This is a genomic window from Mucilaginibacter straminoryzae (assembly GCF_022953055.1).
GTDB lineage: Bacteria > Bacteroidota > Bacteroidia > Sphingobacteriales > Sphingobacteriaceae > Mucilaginibacter > Mucilaginibacter straminoryzae.
Map to the genome: position 1 here is coordinate 331,507 of NZ_JALJEJ010000003.1, position 18,314 is coordinate 349,820.

General features: G+C 44.9%; 12 protein-coding genes and 1 tRNA gene. 3 read left to right on the forward strand and 10 right to left on the reverse strand.

Annotation, left to right across the window (positions count from 1 at the left end):
- Positions 1 to 45 precede the first annotated feature (45 nt).
- The 3 genes from pbpC to MUY27_RS08595 form a co-directional block, all read right to left on the reverse strand.
- The gene (gene pbpC, locus MUY27_RS08585; RefSeq protein ID WP_245129595.1) at positions 46 to 2,406 is read right to left on the reverse strand and encodes a penicillin-binding protein 1C; all 2,361 of its coding nucleotides are present in this window, start codon (positions 2,404 to 2,406) and stop codon (positions 46 to 48) included.
- A gap of 19 nt (positions 2,407 to 2,425) precedes the next feature.
- The gene (locus MUY27_RS08590; protein WP_245129596.1) at positions 2,426 to 8,029 is read right to left on the reverse strand and encodes an alpha-2-macroglobulin family protein; all 5,604 of its coding nucleotides are present in this window, start codon (positions 8,027 to 8,029) and stop codon (positions 2,426 to 2,428) included.
- Between the two features lie 242 nt (positions 8,030 to 8,271).
- Positions 8,272 to 9,315, reverse strand: coding sequence for a DUF2235 domain-containing protein (locus tag MUY27_RS08595; RefSeq protein ID WP_245129597.1), 1,044 nt, complete (start codon positions 9,313 to 9,315; stop codon positions 8,272 to 8,274).
- Positions 9,316 to 9,570: 255 nt separating this feature from the next.
- On the opposite strand from MUY27_RS08595, the gene MUY27_RS08600 reads away from it, so the two are divergent.
- A complete protein-coding gene (locus MUY27_RS08600) occupies positions 9,571 to 9,864 on the forward strand; it encodes a hypothetical protein (protein WP_245129598.1) in 294 nt (97 codons plus the stop codon).
- 131 nt (positions 9,865 to 9,995) lie between these two features.
- Here MUY27_RS08600 and MUY27_RS08605 read toward each other — a convergent pair whose 3' ends face one another.
- The 3 genes from MUY27_RS08605 to MUY27_RS08615 form a co-directional block, all read right to left on the reverse strand.
- Complete coding sequence (locus MUY27_RS08605) at positions 9,996 to 10,649, reverse strand: hypothetical protein (protein ID WP_245129599.1); 654 nt, start codon at positions 10,647 to 10,649, stop codon at positions 9,996 to 9,998.
- A gap of 29 nt (positions 10,650 to 10,678) precedes the next feature.
- The gene (locus tag MUY27_RS08610) at positions 10,679 to 11,221 is read right to left on the reverse strand and encodes a hypothetical protein (protein WP_245129600.1); all 543 of its coding nucleotides are present in this window, start codon (positions 11,219 to 11,221) and stop codon (positions 10,679 to 10,681) included.
- Between the two features lie 82 nt (positions 11,222 to 11,303).
- Positions 11,304 to 11,750, reverse strand: coding sequence for a hypothetical protein (locus tag MUY27_RS08615; RefSeq protein ID WP_245129601.1), 447 nt, complete (start codon positions 11,748 to 11,750; stop codon positions 11,304 to 11,306).
- A gap of 168 nt (positions 11,751 to 11,918) precedes the next feature.
- On the opposite strand from MUY27_RS08615, the gene MUY27_RS08620 reads away from it, so the two are divergent.
- Both MUY27_RS08620 and MUY27_RS08625 read left to right on the forward strand, forming a co-directional pair.
- Complete coding sequence (locus tag MUY27_RS08620; protein ID WP_245129602.1) at positions 11,919 to 13,916, forward strand: sensor histidine kinase; 1,998 nt, start codon at positions 11,919 to 11,921, stop codon at positions 13,914 to 13,916.
- Positions 13,909 to 14,538, forward strand: a complete 630-nt coding sequence (locus MUY27_RS08625; RefSeq protein WP_245129603.1) for a response regulator — start codon at positions 13,909 to 13,911, stop codon at positions 14,536 to 14,538. The genes MUY27_RS08620 and MUY27_RS08625 overlap by 8 nt, the downstream gene beginning before the upstream one ends.
- Before the next feature lie 79 nt (positions 14,539 to 14,617).
- Here the strand turns inward: MUY27_RS08625 and MUY27_RS08630 are convergent, their stop codons facing one another.
- The 4 genes from MUY27_RS08630 to hscB all read right to left on the reverse strand — a co-directional run bounded on the left by MUY27_RS08630 (position 14,618) and on the right by hscB (position 18,081).
- The gene (locus tag MUY27_RS08630) at positions 14,618 to 16,393 is read right to left on the reverse strand and encodes a tetratricopeptide repeat-containing sensor histidine kinase (protein WP_245129604.1); all 1,776 of its coding nucleotides are present in this window, start codon (positions 16,391 to 16,393) and stop codon (positions 14,618 to 14,620) included.
- 187 nt (positions 16,394 to 16,580) lie between these two features.
- A complete protein-coding gene (locus MUY27_RS08635; RefSeq protein ID WP_245129605.1) occupies positions 16,581 to 17,078 on the reverse strand; it encodes a nuclear transport factor 2 family protein in 498 nt (165 codons plus the stop codon).
- Positions 17,079 to 17,459: 381 nt separating this feature from the next.
- Positions 17,460 to 17,543: transfer RNA gene (locus MUY27_RS08640), tRNA-Leu, on the reverse strand.
- A 10-nt stretch (positions 17,544 to 17,553) separates the two neighbouring features.
- Positions 17,554 to 18,081, reverse strand: coding sequence for a Fe-S protein assembly co-chaperone HscB (gene hscB / locus MUY27_RS08645; RefSeq protein WP_245129606.1), 528 nt, complete (start codon positions 18,079 to 18,081; stop codon positions 17,554 to 17,556).
- Positions 18,082 to 18,314: the final 233 nt, after the last annotated feature.

Here is an 18,314-nt window from a genome sequence, read left to right on the forward strand (position 1 = left end):
CAAAGGTTCCTTTAAAGAAATGATGTATTTCTACGCGAAAATCGTTCATCGCTGTAATACCTCGAAAAAGGTTTGCAAGCGATTGCCATTGGCATCAACCAGCGTAAGCACGTGTTTACCGGCAGAGGGGTTCAGCGCAAGTTGATGATATTCTTTCGTCTCGCCGACGTAATTATTGTCAAGATGCCAGAATATCTTAATGCCAGGTTGCCGGTGTGCAGCATTACAGATCATTCGTCCGCGCGTACCATCAGCTTCCAATGGCACATAAACCTTTGAACCGTCTTTGGGATAGATCATCTCCATTGGCCGGGATACGATCGCGCCGCAATCGGGGCGGAAAGGCGGCAGAGGTTTGTAACTATAATTACGGGTACGATAATAGGCTTCCATCGACGGTGGCAACACAAACCAGGGGACATGTAACATGTTCGCCGGGGCCTCGCATGCAGAATTGACCTGCCATTTGCGTGTACGATCTAAATGTACCAGTTGATGAAACGGACAAACCGGTGCGTTAAGACCAGCCTTCGGTATGAAAAGTGTATCGATATGCTCGCAATTCTCACCGGCACGATAACCACTTTCGCGACATACTGCAATACTTGCCATCTCTGCTGATGGTACGGCAAACCAATCGCGGGTTACAGGCAATTGCCTGAAAATTTCAAACATAATGGGGGCCGCGGTATTTACGCCGATCAGCCCCGGCCGGCCCTCGCCATTGGTATTGCCTACCCAAACACCTACTACAAAACGGGGGGTAATGCCTAAAGCCCAGCCATCCCTGAAACCAAAACTGGTACCCGTTTTCCAGGCAATGCGCTGGGTTGAACTAAATTGCTGCCATAGCAGTTCATCGCCGGGCCGCATTACTTCTTCCATCGCCTGAAAGGTGTAATAAATAGAACCGGCATCCAGTAAACCGCCTTTTTCTAATTCAGGTTTGGATTTATACACATTGGTATAAACCGGGTTGTGATAATCTGCGGCATCATACAAACCTTTATCACGGTGATAGTGGTTTAAAACGCGGGCCATATCGGCATAGGCCCCGCTAAGCTCCCACAAGGTATTTTCGCCACCACCAAGGATAAGGGATAATCCATAATGATCTGCAGGTTGGGTCAAGGTTGTCATCCCTATCCGTCGTAACAGCGCATGGAAGCGGTCGTATTTATACTGCACCAGCATTTTAACGGCGGGGATGTTTAGCGAACGCGCCAATGCTTTTGATGCGGGCACTGCGCCATCATATCCCAGATCGAAATTCTGCGGATGATAACCGCCAATCTGTGTCGGGATGTCCGGGATCAGGCTGTTAGGGAGTATCAGGCCGTCATGCATCATTGCCGCATAAAGTAGGGGTTTAAGCGTACTTCCCGGGCTGCGCGGAGCGGCGATAACATCTACATCGCTCTCAAAATCCCTGTTTTCCGGATGATTTACGTTTCCGACATAAGCAAGTGTTTTTCCGGTCTCTACATCCAGCACTATAGCGGCAGCGTTGCGGATATCGTTAGCTTTCAACAACTGGTGATGTTTCTCTAAAATAGCAGCGACGTTCTGTTGCAGCAGCATATCGATAGAAGTTCTGATACGTCCGCCATCTTGCGGGTGACTGGCGTTATCAGTCTTAAAACGCTGAAGCAGGTGCGGCGCCAGAGAAGGTAACGGAAAGGGTTTATCCGGAACGGGCTCCAGCTTGGCCAGTTTTGCCGTTGTAGCGTCAATCACGTTTTGGCGGCGCAAACGGTCGATCAGCAGGTTTCTTTTACGTAACAGGATGAGCCTGTTTTTACCGGGATGGACTAAAGACGGGGCGTTGGGCAAAACCGCCAATGCTGCCATTTCTCCCCATGAAAGCTTGTCCGGACTACGGCCAAAATACCGCCAAGAAGCAGCATCGAGACCCACCACATTACTACCGAAAGGGGCATTACTTGCATATAATGCCAGTATCTCAGCTTTGGAATAGGTAAGTTCCAGCCGAAATGCTTTTATAATTTCTACCAGTTTTTGCCAAAATGTGCGGTTCTGGCGGGTAGAAAGCCGGATAACCTGCATGGTGAGTGTACTGCCCCCGCTTACCACCCGCCTGGCCCTGATGTTTTGCTTCATGGCCCTGCCAAAAGCAATAAAATCTATCCCTAAGTGGTGTTCAAACCTTTTATCTTCAAAGGCTATAATACAGGCCTTAAACTTCGCTGGCACCTGCGGGTTATATGGAAAACGCCACTGACCGTCTGAAGCGATTGACGCACCCAATAACTGCCCTTTATTATCATCGATCACAAAGGACGTTGGTGCGTGAAACAGTTTGCGCGGTATACTGAACCAGAACAGCAAAAGCAACACCAGTAACAAGCCGGCACTGATTACAACCTTCTTACGTTTATACCACATCTGCCCTTTACAACAACGCTTACTTCACCACCTCTACCCACTGCCCCTTCGCCAACGCATTTATCGAAGCATTATACATGGCATCGCAGTAAACAGCAGGGAGATAATATTTGCCCGCATAAGCCGCGTTAAGCATCACAAAATAGGTTACCTCTTTACCCTCCGGCAAGCTGAAATAGGTATTCACCCGGTCATCGCGGATATCACGGTAATCTGACTCTGAGGATTTAAAGGCATCGCCGCCACCCTCCATCATTCGGGTATTCAGTATCTCCCAACCTGAGGGGAAGATCTGCGTTAACGCCATATTATCATACCGGCCTAATTTACCCGGATTTTTTACCGTTACCTGTGCTACAAAATCTGTCCCTTGTTTTAATTGCGAAGGATCTACCGACGTACCTTTCAGCGTAAAGTAACTTACGCGCATCCCCAATATGTCAGGGTTATTAATTGGTTTTACATCCTCGCCGGTTACAGGTTGCCCGTACTGGATCAGCCGGACGAATAACCGCGCACCACCACGGTTGGTAATTGACAATTTACCCGACTGGTTTTTCACGCCCACTTGAGAAACATAAGCATCTGAATTTATATTACCGTTTGTACCGCCAACATGGTAATTGAACATCAGCTTGTTTTTAGCGGTGTTTTTACCGCAATACGCTGATATAGCCACCAGGCTATAAGCGGTAGTTTGCGTACTGTACCAACTATTTTGCGATAGACGCGCAGCAATTGTACGTACCAAAACTACCGCATCCTGTTTTTTACCCAACAAGATCAGTGTTTCCAGCGTCATGGCTTCATCGCGCAGGTCGCTACCATAGGTTCCCCACATCGAATTATATGGTTTTACCGTCAACGGCAGCCCTGCCACCATACGTAAGCCGACTTCCGGCTGACCGGCAAGTTTGTATGCCGCAGCCAAACGCCACTTGGCCTGAACGCTCAGATACGGGAATTCTTTCAGGCGGTTCATTGCGCCAAGCTCTGGTGCATGCGCTAAAGCCAGCAGGTATAAGCGATAAGCCTGCACCAGATCTGCACCATAAAAATCGCGGGTATTAGGTGCCCAGGCCAGTGCCTTTTGCCGTTGATATGTTTTCCAATGTTCAATAAAACCTATAGGTAAGGCATAACCGGCAGTTTGCGCTGCCAGCATAAAATGCCCGGCGTAACTGGTACCCCAATCGTCTGCGCTGCCAGCATCGGGCCAGTAGCTCAGTCCGCCGTCCGGTAACTGGAACCCGGCTAGTTTTTTAATACCGGTCTGGATATTCCGGTTAATCATAGCTTTTTGCCCGTCAGAAAGATTGGTAAGCTGCCCCAGGTACAACTGCGGGAATACGGCAGAGGTAGTTTGCTCTACACAACCATGCGGGTATTCTATCAGGTAGTTTAACCGCTTGGCAAGGTTAAGCGATGGAATGGTTGATTCTTCGAGCGTGGTTCTATTCGTGCCATTCATCCCAACGGCTGCATAGGAAGTACTCCAGCTTTCACCAGGCAGCAATTCTTTATCCAGCACACGAGTGACGCCCGGATTAGGATTTCTCACCGAAAGGTCTACATCATAAGCCGCCGTTTCGCTGCCGCTGCGTGCGACCACTTTAACCTTACCTATGCCAATGAAATCTTTAACAGTAAGTTCGAAGTTCACCATCTGATCGCCCGGCTTAGTGAAAGTAACGGTCTTATGGCTGTTTCCCGCCAGATTACTAAAGGCGTTAGACTGCACATCTACACTTACAATCTTAATGTTATTTTCCGTAGCGAACACGGTTACCGGCAACTGGATCTTTTCCGTCGGCCCTAATACACGCGGCAGCGTAGCCAGTATCATCAGGGGTTTCTTCACTGACACCGCTTTATCGGCGAACCCGTAACTACCATCATGTCCGGCAATAACCATCACTTTAACCGCACCGATATATTGGGGAAGTATAAAAGCATGTGTCTGCTTTTCACCTGCATTCAAATGGAATGGCCCCATAAATTTCACTACAGGCTTAAAGCGGTTAACAGTGATATTACGATTCATGTTACGGCCACCGGCATCACCACCGATGCTCAGGATATGCTGAAGATCGCCGCCATAAGCACCGATCACATAATCGAACAAGTCCCAGGTCTTCACTCCCAGGGCTTCGCGTGCATAAAATGCTTCATGCGGGTCGGGCGTTTTAAAATTGGTAATATCCAGCAACCCTTCATCAACAATAGCTACGGTATAGGTCATTTCCTTACCCGAAGATTCAGCTACCGTGATCTGCGAGCGCGTCTCTGGCCGGATCTTGTCCGGCATGGAGATCACCGGCTTCAGAATGGTTGCCGGGTTATCAACCAGCAAAGGTATCGCGCCATACATACGTATCGGCAGATCGTTAACGGTTTGTGAATGTGGTTGCAACAGCGTAACGTTTATAAACACATTAGGCGCCATAGTTTCATCAACCTTAAAGCGATATTGCGTCTGCCCCTTTTCTGTTTTAACCCAATCCGTTTTCAGCACCTTCGTACCATTTTCAAAACTAATGAGCGCGCGGCCATTAGCCGGGGTCGGAATAGTAAGCACCGCTTCTTCGCCAACGGTATATTTTTTCTTATCTGCCGTGAATGAAAGCATGGCCGCCTCTGTAGGGTTATCCTGCTGAAGGCGTTGTGCCCAGTTTGGCCAGTCGATGTATACCTGTTTACCGGTGGTATGGCCGGTTTCCTCGTCTTTTACTTTAACCACATACTGGCCCCAATCAGGCTGATCGATACGCATTTTCCACCGTCCCCGGCCGTTGACAAGCGTAACGGTTTCGGTCTTCAATAGCTTATTATATTTATCCTGCGTAAAGTTGCTGTTCTGGTTGCCAGAATTATCCCACCACCAATGCCATTTTACTTTGTACAGCTCTACCTGAACGGTGCGACGGCCTTTAACCAGGTTACCCTTGGTATCTACATCGGCGATATCAAAAACATGGTCTTTACCGGTTACCAGCATCCCGGTAAGTTCATTCCCTTTTGGCACCTTAACACCAACGTACCCCTGGTAAACATTATAAGGCAAGCTTGTTTGGTTAATGCTAAAATTGCCGCCGGGCTCAAACACTTTCACCAAAAAATTGGCCCTTAACTGACCAGGCGCTTGCTCTTCGGCTTCTATATCGGCATTGATGTGTGTATTACCTTCTGCATCTAAATTACCATCAAACACAGGCGACACCTGGGTATTGAAGGTCTTAGTAGGATCATCAAAAGAATAATCTTCAAAGCCCTTAAATGTGGTGGTTTGCGACGAAAGATAAGCATCTACCTTTGCTTTTAAATTTTGCGCCGTACCACCAAATAACCACCTGGCGTTTAGGCTACCGCCTGTATTTTCGCCTTTGGTTAATTCGGTCTGCCCGTTAAAATCCAGTTTGATCTTAAGGCGGTTAGGCATCACCGTTTCTACCTTGATATTCTTGGTAAAAATGGCTCCGCCCACCTTAACCTTGGCCGTCCAGTTACCGGTCATATCTGTGGTTTGCGTGGCGGTATGAAAACTGTAAAAACCGTCGACGGATTTGGTCTGTACCAACCGGGAATATAACTGCCCCTCGGGATTATAGAAATTAAACTCTACCGGCAAGTCTGGAGGTAGTTTTTTGGCCTTGTCTTCTAATATGAAAGACACATAGATGCTATCGCCAGGCCGCCATACGCCACGTTCGCCATAAATAAAGCCTTTCACCCCACTTTGCACCTGATCCCCCCCAACGTCAAACCTGGTAAGCGGCAGGGCATTTCCATCATCAAGTTTCAGGTAACCGCGCTCATCGCCACGTTTCGCAACCAGCAAATACGGCTTACGTTTAATATCAAATTTTGCCAGGCCATAAGCATCGGTGGTTTGCTTGGTGATGAGCTGCCGCTGATAATCCTGAAGATCAAGTTCTACACCTTCTATCGGCTGTGCACTTAAAATATCGGTAGCTACCACAACCATACTGTTATCTGTACCACGCTTAGCCACCAGCCCGATGTTAGACGCGATGATATTACGCGTGGCCCATTTATCTTTAGTAAAATAAGAATCTGTACACGGATTGTCGCGCTCGGACCAATTGTAACCATCGGGATAATAGCTATCATATCGCGACCAGAAATCGTCATCCTCGTCGCTTACACTGCCGCCGCTGCTGGTATTCTCCCCGTCATAATAATCTTCCTCTTCGTTGTTGGCGCTTTTTACAGGCCCGCCCGTGGTACAATTATATAAGGAATACTCTTTGCGGAAACCAATGATCACCCGATAGATTGCGCCCGGTTCTGTACGAATCAGCTTGTCCAGATCGAGCATAAAGCGGGTCTTTTTATTCAAATTGACCGACTTATCGGCATCCAGCCGGATAGTCTTCTGCACCACAGGCTTTCCTACCCGACGCAGCTCTGCACCACCATCCAGGTCATTGTTCTGAAAATACTGCGCAACGTTATCTTCATATATCTTTATGATACTTACATCTACCGCATTAAGGTTAACGGCCTCGAAAGGCATCATCAACTTACCCGAGCTTGGAAGCACTACGCCCTTGCCGGGGATAGTTACCGCGGGAAGCTTGTTTTCAAAAAACACATTTGCCTTATAGGTTTTCCTGATCTTTTGATGCGCGATGTTTTCAACTCCGGGATTTACAAACACATTGTAGTTGCCATCCAGGCGTTCGGTAGTATATACTTTAACCGTACTGCCATCAATCGTATAAGAGGGTTCACTGGTATTCTCTACCCCGATCAAACCGTTTAAGTCTTGCCCCACTGCAATCGCATCAGAAAATTGCACCAGCACGTATTGCTCCTGGTTTTGCACTGCGCGGATATCCAATACACGAAAATCGCCGACTGCGGGTACTTCATAGGCCTTGCTGCCTTTCTTCTTTACGTTGAGTGCATCACCATTCCAGTTAATAGTTAGCGGCGTAGCTGCATTGGAAGCCCGGGTTATCTTGTCTAAAGTAAAAGTATGGGTATGGTTGTATGGGTTATGTTGCCAGCTAACGTGGGTGGCAGAAGGGTAATCTACCGCGATGATCTTCTCCACCTGCTCATTCTGCTCGGCATCGGCGGTTTGCACCACCCCTTCCAACTTCATTTTATCCATAGAATTGCGCGGCGAAGTTTGCAACCCATTGAAACTCAATGTAAAATCAGGCGCCATAGTTTGAAACCCAAACTCGAACTTCTGGTAACGGTCTGGTAGGTCCATCACTTTACCGAGCTTAAACGTGGCGGTATATGACCGGTCTGCTTCCAACTGCTTATCCGGTTTGAACTCTATGGTAAGCGCATCTACCCAGTAGGCCTTACCCTTTACCGAAGGACTAAAACTGAACACGCCATCGGGCAAGGGTTCATTTTGTGCGTGCGTACCCTGCACCTGCGAAACCAGCTTGATACGAATGGTACTTTCTTTGGAAATAACCCCTGAAGTATAGGATTCTATATATTTTGCAAACGTTTTATCAACCGCCTTCGGCTTTAAATAATAACGGATCGCGAAGAATGAAGCGGCTACTAAAACGATAGCGCCTGCGGTGATAAGGATGCCTTTTTTACTGGTAAAAAGGGCTTTAAGGGTAGACATGTGCAGCGTGATTTTGTACCGGAATTTATGAAATAATTTCTGGATAAAACCAAGTGTTATAACCGTTTTTTAGCAAAAACAAGAATACTAAATCACAAGGTAGCTTTTAACGTGTAGCAGCTGAAACAGGTGTTCTTATCTGTACACAGTACATTTCTACGCAGTATTCTAATTAAACGTACACCTTATGCAGACGGGTTATCACGTCTATTTCAGGATCTGTTATAGTTCCTTGTTAAATATTACGGCTTTGGGAAATATTTCTTTAAGTTTTTTGGACGATAGGACGGATCGGCAGCCAACCGTTTGAAAACAGAATCATCTATGATCTGAGGTCCATCTTCGGGATGTTCAATATTGCGCCAGATCCGGCCGGTGAACCAGAACGGCAAAGTAAAAGAATTCCGTTTAACGCCCAAATGATTTGGGGTATAAGGCTCCAGTTTAACGTCTTCCAGTTCTAAACCACGAAGCTTCGCATTATCTGTTAACCATTTTAACGTTTCGTTACTCAGCCCCCTGTCCTCGTAACCGCCACCTACGTTACAGTGTACACCCGCAAACCAGCGTTGTTCCATTTCCAATGTCTGTTTACCATCAACAGCGTTGGAACTCGCTTGCCATATAGAGGCATTGAAGGGTTTGCGCCGTTCGTCAACCGCCAAAGCTTGATAAGCATAATCAACCGTACTGCTAAGCGTAACATCGTGAAACTTGTAACGTTCCCTATTGTAAAGCTTCCAGGCAGGCAGCGGAATACCCAGCGCGCCGACTGTATCCCAAACGCCGATAAATTTAATACGCGTGATATCTTCGTAACTGTAGTTCTGGCGGAAAGCACGCATCAGATCGCTATCAGGTGCGGTGTATTCATTCCGGTCCCGATACAGATCATACGCTTTATCGACAAGATGTATAAAATCAGGCTTCAGAATTCCTGTGTTACGGATCAGGCCCGCCAGACTTCTTGCAGTATAGGCACCGCGGCTAAAGCCAAATAAATAAATCTCATCACCCGGCTCATAGGTCATCACCAGAAAAGTATAGATATCTTTAATCTTCTTATCGATCCCAAGGCCGGTAATGCCACCCAGTAATTTATCCCGCCAGCTATAACCGGTGCCAACGCCGGTATCGTAAACCTTTAACTGCGGTGTTCCGTCATCTGCTATCGACTTTATCGCATTGAATAACAGACAAACATTAGAATCCAATGGTTGGCCATTTTGGCCTTTGTCCCCAGGTTTATCCCAGGTGCCATCGCTACAGGTGATAAGTCTTTTCATGTGAATGTGGTTTAAGTATTCTAATATAATCATTTCTTAAATAATCCACTATGATAGAAGGGCTTAACAAAAATTACCTTTCTACCACAAAGTACCACTAGCTTTAATTCTGATTAATCATCTCACCTTATTGTTTTAATATCCCGAGCGTTTCGCTAAATCGAGTGTATAAAATATTAAGTCGTATAGCTAGCTTTCCAAACATTAAATTTGCTGAACATTACGCCTAGCTCTTTTTAAAATTTTTACTAACTGATGAAAGCATTAACCGATTTTAAAGCAACCCTTACCGGTCCTACACCTGACGCATCCTGGGCAGCACCGCTACGGAGTCTCTGGTACGATGCTAAAGGGGACTGGCACCGTGCTCACGCCTTAGTTGATCAATTGCAGGATGCGGATGCGGCCTGGGTACACGCTTACCTGCACCGTAAAGAAGGTGATTCATGGAATGCCGGTTACTGGTACCGCAAAGCCGGAAAACCTCACGCAACTGCTACGCTTGATGAAGAATGGGAGCAACTGGTAATTAATTTCTTAGGCCGATAGGATAGCACCCCATTTACCCTTTTCGGGTAACTAATCCGCGACATCCATCTAAAAGTATGCTATTGACAATAATAAAAAACCCGCCCTATCTGTAGATAGCGCGGGGTCGTATGAAGTACTTCGTGGGATAACTATAGCGTAGTTTTAAAATTGCTGATGTACAGTTTAGCACCATTAGCGTATTCCCACGGTCCGCTGAAGTAAAAGTATTTGGCAGCTCTTGGCGTGAAAAGTACGGTATCGGCCAGTTTGGTATCACCCACATACACCGCCATATTTGTTCCCGATACAACCAGCTTTATATGCAGCGGCGTATTTGTGGTTGATGCGAGGTCGAATGTAGTGCCCGTTTCTTTTTTTAGTTCGTAATTACCGATATTAACTGCATCACCGTCACTATAGTGTAGCTGTACAAAAGCGCCCGCATTACTCAGGTGCCCCCTCACCGCATTATCTTTTACAAAGCCAAAGCAAACCGTTGAAATATCCTTTATCTGCTCTGCTACTGCAAGCACATCAAATTCTAAGGTAAAATTTGCGGGAAATGGCGTTATACGGTTAATCTTATAGGTAGCTTGATTTTTCACCATCAGCCATTTACCCTCCTGCCCTGCCGGATGTGCAACAATGGCAGCCCCATTTGTCTTTATACTGGCTGGTGAAGCGCCCAACTGGTAACTGGAAAAATCCTCTTTAAAAGCTTTATCCTGCGCTCCCGCTCTATTAACCAATAGGAAACTACTGAAAACAACCAGTAGCGTTATGATCTTAACGTATTTTTTCATTTTTCTTGATTCTGATAAGTAAACTAAATTCAATTGTATGGTGCAGAGAATTTACCGTCGGTTACGGTAACAGACTCGTCTCCGCCCAATAACCTCAGTTTTCCAGAAAACGTGCCTTTCACGCCCCATTTCGTCAAACTGGTAATAGTCATGGTAAAGTTGCTGCCGTCCAGGTCGCCGCCGTTAAACACTGTCGTACTGATGATCTTTCCGTCTTTCATGTTCTGGATGTAATACTTGCCTGAAAGCAACAACCCGCTTGCGCTGTTGGAAACATAGGTGGCCTCCCTGGCACCTTTGTCTATTTGCATATCAATGCCAAAACCGGTGACCATGTCCTGCTTTTCCCAACCGCCGATCACTACAAAATGTACGGTATCGGTAGCAGGTTTATCATTAGCGTTAACGTGATAATTGAATTCGTGCAGCGTTCCGTTGATCTTGCAGGAGAGATAGGTATCCCGCCCACCGGTAGCATCACCACTGCTTTTCTTACAGGCGGAAAAATTACCGAAAACGAACAGTGACAGGATAATGAAGAGCACGCGCTGTTTAACTATTATATTTTTCATATAGGTATTTGGAAATAACAGCTGTCCGGGCGACTGTACATCACCCGGACAGCTATCGGATAAATAATAGTTTAGGTTACAATCAATTTAATTTGACAGATATTTCACCGTCATCCATACCGTCGATATTTTTTTCAGCAAAAACATCAGGAGCGGCTTTCTGCAACACCTTCAGAATATCAGAAGTAGACCCTGCGTGTTGTAAAACGATAGATGAGCCGGAAGCACCATACTTCATTTTAGTGCTTTCAATACCTTTTGCAGATTGCAGCTTATCATTAATAGCTTTAAGCGTAGAGAAGCTAACACCAGAAAGTTTAACTGTGGTCTTCTCGGTTGATGTGCCGTCTTTCTTCTTTCCAAAGAAACTCAGTATTTTATCACCGGTACTTTTGGTGCGGTCGGCTGTTCGGCCGGCGTGGTCAGCTTTGTCAGCCGCTCTGTCCATCTTGTCAAGGATTGCCTGGGCTTTGGTAAGCGTAGTACCAGAAAACAGCAGGCCTGCGCAAATAATCATGATCTTTTTCATAGTTAATTTGAATTAATAATAGATAGACTGCAAAACTACTTTGCCAACAGCTTTGATAACATCCCCGAAACAGAGGCTTTTTAGCTACCAACATTTAGGTATTTTTTAGCTATTGATTACGTTTTTTAACTTATTAGGCGATATTTGAAGCCAACCTGATGTGCCTTCATGAAAAAAATATTGATCTTTTTATTCTCCCTTTTAGCCTTAGGCGCGCAAGCACAACAACAAATTCCGCTAAATGAAAAAAGACATGTTGATAGTTTAGAGAATGTGCTAAAGCGTGGAAATACAGATAGCGCCAGGGCATTGGCCAGTTTTATGCTGGTAGAGTACTGGAAGTTTAAAGACACCACTAAAAGCAAGGCATTCTGGTTAAAAGGCAAACAACTGGCGGGGACATCGCCTTACCTTCGCGCCTTATCCTATTTTTACGAAGGGCAATATTATTTCAACTGGGATACCGGTAAAGCGTCTGCGGCTTTTACCAAAGCACAAAAAGCGTTAGCCGCATTTCATACACCTGAAGCTTATAGCAAGCAGGCTGCGGCATGGTACAATTATGCGTTAATGAACCGCGACAAAGGTTACGAGTTTATTACCCGCATTACCATGGAGAAGGTGCTACCCTATGCTGAAAAATCAGGCGACAAGATTATGATTGCCCATTTCTACACGCAGCTTTCTACCATCCTGATGAATAACTACCAGTTTGCCAAAGCTGCCGACTACAATAACAAAGCAATAGCATTGCTTGAGAAAAACGTTAACGGATCAACCAACCTGCTATTCGCGTATCTGAATGGCGTCAGTATCAGCTGTTATTCCAATAAACCTGCTGAGGCAAAAATTTTACTTGCAAAAGCGGCAGAATTAATCAAGCCATTTCCGGGTTCGCTCAACTACACACTTTACTATTATAACGAGGCTTTATATTTCACTACTATAGAATCATATACCCAGGCAATTGCGAGCGCAGATAAAGGGATTGCGCTTGCAAAGCGGTATAACCAAAAGCAAATGCTTCAGGGCTTTTTGTTTCGTAAGTATGATGCTTTGGTCCGGTTAAAAAAGTATCCGCAAGCGCTGAATATATTGCATGGTATCATGAAAGATGGCACGCTGTTAACCAGCGAAAACGACCGCGCCATGCTTTATGGCGAATTGGCTAAAACCAATAAACTGACCGGTAACTACCGTGATGCCTATGAATGGCAAAACAAACACCTGCAGTTAACAGACAGCATGCATAACAAGCAGATGGAGTTTAAAATAAACGAACTGGAAACCAAATACCGCTCTGCAGAGAACCAGAAAAAAATCATCCAGCTACAGGACAAAAATAAGCAGGCCGAACTGAGCGCAAAAAACGAAAAACTATTTAACTGGCTGTTGGGATTGGGGTGCTTAGCGCTACTGGTTATCCTGGCCATGGTGATCCTGAATGCCCGGAACAGTCATAAACTATCCATTCAAAAAGAGATCAACTACCGGCAGCAATTGCTCGAACTGGAACAGAAGCAACAGTTGAGGATTGCGAAAGCCATGCTGGATGGCGAGGAGAATGAAAGGGAACGGGTAGCGCGCGACCTGCACGATGGCTTGGGCGGTATGCTGGCAGGCGTGAAGATCGGCCTTTCCGGATTGACAAGTGCAAAAGACAAATTTGTGCAAGACAAGGACCTGTTTCGCATCATTGGACAACTGGACACCTCTGTAACAGAATTAAGGCGTATTGCCCGTAACCTTTTGCCAGAAACATTGCTAAAGTTTGGGTTGGAAGTAGCGCTTAAGGACCTAAGCGAATTTTACATGCGCGACGGCCTGCATATTGATTTTCAGTCCTTTCAAATCGAAAAGAATATTGCGATCAGCATACAGCTCAACATCTACCGGATTGTACAAGAGCTGCTGTCCAACGCCATTAAACATGCCAGGGCGAAAAATATACTCGTGCAATGCAGCCAAAATGACTCGGTATTCTTCATCACCGTAGAGGACGACGGCACCGGCTTTGATACCAGTGTTTTGGAAAACCGAAAAGGGATGGGACTGGATAACCTGAAGAACCGCGTTAGTTACCTCAACGGAAAATTTGAGCTGCGTTCCGTAATCAATGAGGGTACCACCATTAATATCGAACTTAATACTAACGCCGATGTCTGAACTGATGACAGCCATTGTCGATGATCACCCAATTGTGATTGAAGGATTGAAGGCCTTACTTTCGAACGAAACAAACCTAAAGATTGTGGCAGGATTTTGCAGCGGAGAACCACTTTTGAGCTATCTGGCCGGTCATCAGTTAGACCTTATTCTTTTAGACATCACTCTGCCGGATATAAATGGTATTGAGTTATGCCATAAAGTGAAGGAAATATCGCTTTCTACAAAGATTCTGATACTGAGCAACCACACCGAAAGAAGCATCATCATGCAGGCTATACAAAACGGTGCGAGCGGATACCTGCTTAAGAACAGTTCGATAAACGAGTTACGGCATTGTATTGCTGAAGCGATTGAAGGCCGCATCTGTTACAGCAGAGAGGTGATGGAAATTATCAGCAGACCTACTAAAAATGGCGTACAGGAAACTCCGCGCCTTACGCGTCGCGAAAAAGAGATACTTGCGCTCATTGCGTCCGGTAAAACCAGTCAGGTCATCGCCCAGGAGCTTTTTCTTAGTCCGCTGACAGTAGATACGCATCGCAAAAATCTGATACAAAAGTTTGGGGTAAAAAATATTGCAGAATTGGTGATGGTTGCCGTACAGCAGCAGTTACTTTGATCTTGACGGCGTGTCGAAAAAGGAACGGAAACTTCAGAATTCCAGACTAATTGCTGAGATTTCTTCAAACACTACCATTTCAGGAATTAGCGGCACATAGTTCGGCTTTATTAAATGTTAAGGAAAACGTGGTTCCTTTTCCAGGGTCAGACGATCCGGATAATATGAGGTTGTTTTTAACGGCAAAATCCCTGACCAGTTGCAGGCCCAGGCCAATCCCTTTTTCATTAGCAGTACCGTAAGTAGACACATGATCCTCGTTACCTTTCAAAATATTTTCAAGGACATCTGCAGAAATGCCAACACCGGTGTCTGTAATATTCAATACCACACTTTCGCATTGAAGGGTGTAGTGAACGGTTATTTCCCCGCCGGCCGGGGTAAACTTTAAAGCGTTTGATAGTAAATTCTGCACCATGATCCTCAACTGATCAGCATCCGCCCGAACAAGCGGCAACTCTTTAAGTTGGTGTATCATTCTGATGCCTTTCGCCTTAGCGGTTGCATGAAAGAAACTAATCACTTTATCAACTTTATCCGGAAGATTGATTGCTATTGGATTAGTGGAAACGCCACCAAGTTGATTAGCAGCCCAGGTAAGCAAGCTATCCAGCATAAAAGAAGTTTTACCAACCTGAGCCGATAGTTCTTCAATAAGTCCCGACAGTTCCTGGGGGGATAGATCGTTTCCCTTAAACAACATCAGCGTACCTTGTAAGGCCGCAAAAGGGCTTCTGAGATCATGGCTGATGATAGAAAGCAAACGGTCTTTTTCGCCGTTAAGGTGTTGAAGTTTTAAATTAGTCGCTTCGATAATAGCGTTTTGTGCTGCCCTGGCATCAATATCTTTTACCAAAAGCTGATTTTTATGTTTTACCCGTTTATAGATCAGAAAAGTAAGCAAAACAACCGTGAGCAATATCAGGGCCGCACTTATGGCAATCAGGCGGTCTATCTTTTTTTGCTGGCTTAGCAACAGCACCGAATTACGCAAATTCCTGTTTTCTGCTGTCTTTGACAATAGTTCCAGTTTATTGATCTGCTTGTCTTTACCTGCATTGAACAGGCTATCACTTATTTCTTTGTAAGTCAGCAAACGTTGGTAAGCGGTTTTGTAATTACCAAGAATGCTATACGCCTGGTGTGAAAGCTGAAGTGACTGCGCAGCATCCCATTTGGCGTGTGCCAAAACCGCTAATTGATAGGCTAAGTCTGCATAGGTTGCCGCAATCTTATACTGATGTTGCTTAAACCGAATCTTTGCCAGGCCGGTATAGGCAAAACTATTCTCCCAATTGTTTTGATACTTTTTGTTATTGATCACACTTTTGAAAATAGTTTCTGCAGTGGTATCATATCCTTTGCGCAGGTATAAATCGGCTAAATGATTGTTTCCCATCGCAAAAAGATCGTCGAAATGCTGTAACCGGCTTATTTGTAGTGATTGCTTGAGGTAATAGATTGCACTATCAAGTTGCTTCAGATCCGTATGTGCCATGCTGATATTAATCAGGTTGGCCGATATGTGATTTTGATTACCTAATTCTTGATTGGTTGCTTTTGCTTTATTGAAGTAGAAAAGCGCTTCAGCGGTTTGCCCCTGGGTAAGGTCTACTAACCCGATTAAGTTTTCTGCATCTGCCGATATTTCTATTTCATTATTCTTAGACGCTGATTGAAGTACGAATAAAGCACCTTGTATAGCTTCCGGATAATTTCCGTGAATGTAGTTCTGTTTCGCTTTTTCAAGCTTTTGTTTCAGATCTGATTTAACAAGATGGTTTTGGGCGGACGATAACTCAGGGGTGCCCGCTATGGCAATAATTAAAAAGAGCGGCAAGTATTTTTTCAGCATTAGGGGCAAATTCTGTAGCACGAAATTTAAGATTATAAACTTTCTAAGTTACATATTTCATCTTTTTGTTTTTATTGCAGGCATAGAGATAAGAAATAGCGTTTATACACATCTGCGATTGTCTATGGCTTTACCGTCCATTAATTACAATAGGCAGAAGATTCTTCAGTCCTGGGCATAATGAGCATTAATGGCCGAGGCTGATCACGCGTGTAGCCTGCCATTTTCCATTACTCAATTGCCACACGTGTATAAACTTTTGTACCCCTACCTCTTCCTTACCATTTTCTGTATGAATAAAGCGGTGTATCCCCACCTCGATAGCCCCAAAGCCGGGCATGGGGTAAACTTCTAAGCTGCCGGGTACCAGTTCGCGGTGCAAACCGGATGTTGTATTAGATTCGAAAAGCGTTTTAAAATTGCGCATGGTTTGCTCGTAGGTGGTCAGGCCGCCCCCGTCATTGTAGAACTCGACGTTATTGGCAAAAAAGTCTTGCAACGCTCGTAAATCGCGTCGGTTGAAGGCATCGAACATCAGGCTGTCCATGCGGGCAATCGTCTGGTATAACTGTGGATCTTTAGGCTTAAATGTATAGGATTGTGCGTTTACTTGTACATATAGAAACAGTACTAAAAACGCCCCCAATATCCTTTGTAAGAGCTTTCGAGTAGTAAGTTTATTCATATAACAGCGGTTTGACAAAATGCTCCTTAATATAGATAATGTAAAATTCAGATCATAGCAAAACCGGCTTATAGGTTGAAATACTTTTTTATTATCCGGATCTGATACCACGAAATAATTTAACAATAGGCGGACGTTTCGTAGTACTTATATGATTATTGTTTTAAGAAGTTAGCCCATCAAACTCCGCTTTTAAAGTTCTGTTCATTCGTTCCGCAATCAAACTTTCGGATGTATCGTCATTTACGGTCATACTGTTTTGATGTCGGAGCAATGTCGGAGTGAAAAAACTCAGGATGTAGGTAGCGCGATTTAAAAAGGCCTTTAGGAGGCAAATTAAAGGGGTTACTCTTACTATTACGTGTGAGCAACCCCTTGTAGTACCCAGAGCCGGGGTCGAACCGGCACGGCCTTGCAGCCATTGGTGTTTGAGACCAACGCGTCTACCGATTCCGCCATCTGGGCATTGTTGTTCTTAGAACCGGGACGCAAATGTATCTAAACTCTCCTTAATCCGCAACAAATATTTTTGTCTGTAGTAAATATCTGCAATCTGGTTTAAGCGGCTTTCTTTTGCCGTGTCGTTTAACTCCTGATAATCAGCCGTAAGCTTTTCCAGTGCGCTGTTCAAATCATTTTCAAAAATTAAAACTTCACCGCGTATACCTGCCAGTTGTTCGGCATCATCCACCTCCATCAGGCGCTCATTCAGGTCCATCATCTCCATCAGGAAGTCTGCAGGTAACTGCGGTTTGGCACCTTCTTCCAGTAAATTATGTTGCTTCAGAATGTAAGCCAAACGTTTATTAGGGTCAGCGAGGGTTTGGTAAGCCTTATTATTAATCGTCGAAAGTTCCAATATTTCTTGCTGGCGTTCTTCTCCTTCATTCGCGTAGAAGTCGGGGTGATATTCCTTACTCAGCGCATAAAACTGCTTTTTCAGTGCAACTTCATCTATGGTAAAAGATTCGGGTATGTTATAAAATTCGAAGTAATTGATCATGATTATTCTTCAATAAAGGCAAATCTACAAGTAAGTTTGGCATTATGCAGATTCGCCCTATCTACTTAAAGTAAAAAGTCCGGCATTGTTCTGCCAGGCGTGAAAAAAGAACTGTAAAGAAGTCTAAAAGGCTCTCGCCAACAGTTTATCCATATTATATACCCCATGGCAAAGCCTTCCTTTAAGCCAGCTTATTAATTTACGTAAACGTGCTTTAAATTTTTCATCTTTGT

Excerpts from the sequence above, each read along its gene's own strand:
- pbpC (WP_245129595.1), bottom strand. The coding sequence starts at position 2,406 with ATGTGGTATAAACGTAAGAAGGTTGTAATCAGTGCCGGCTTGTTACTG.
- MUY27_RS08590 (WP_245129596.1), bottom strand. The coding sequence starts at position 8,029 with ATGTCTACCCTTAAAGCCCTTTTTACCAGTAAAAAAGGCATCCTTATC.
- MUY27_RS08595 (WP_245129597.1), bottom strand. The coding sequence starts at position 9,315 with ATGAAAAGACTTATCACCTGTAGCGATGGCACCTGGGATAAACCTGGG.
- MUY27_RS08600 (WP_245129598.1), top strand. The coding sequence starts at position 9,571 with ATGAAAGCATTAACCGATTTTAAAGCAACCCTTACCGGTCCTACACCT.
- MUY27_RS08605 (WP_245129599.1), bottom strand. The coding sequence starts at position 10,649 with ATGAAAAAATACGTTAAGATCATAACGCTACTGGTTGTTTTCAGTAGT.
- MUY27_RS08610 (WP_245129600.1), bottom strand. The coding sequence starts at position 11,221 with ATGAAAAATATAATAGTTAAACAGCGCGTGCTCTTCATTATCCTGTCA.
- MUY27_RS08615 (WP_245129601.1), bottom strand. The coding sequence starts at position 11,750 with ATGAAAAAGATCATGATTATTTGCGCAGGCCTGCTGTTTTCTGGTACT.
- MUY27_RS08620 (WP_245129602.1), top strand. The coding sequence starts at position 11,919 with ATGAAAAAAATATTGATCTTTTTATTCTCCCTTTTAGCCTTAGGCGCG.
- MUY27_RS08625 (WP_245129603.1), top strand. The coding sequence starts at position 13,909 with ATGTCTGAACTGATGACAGCCATTGTCGATGATCACCCAATTGTGATT.
- MUY27_RS08630 (WP_245129604.1), bottom strand. The coding sequence starts at position 16,393 with ATGCTGAAAAAATACTTGCCGCTCTTTTTAATTATTGCCATAGCGGGC.
- MUY27_RS08635 (WP_245129605.1), bottom strand. The coding sequence starts at position 17,078 with ATGAATAAACTTACTACTCGAAAGCTCTTACAAAGGATATTGGGGGCG.
- hscB (WP_245129606.1), bottom strand. The coding sequence starts at position 18,081 with ATGATCAATTACTTCGAATTTTATAACATACCCGAATCTTTTACCATA.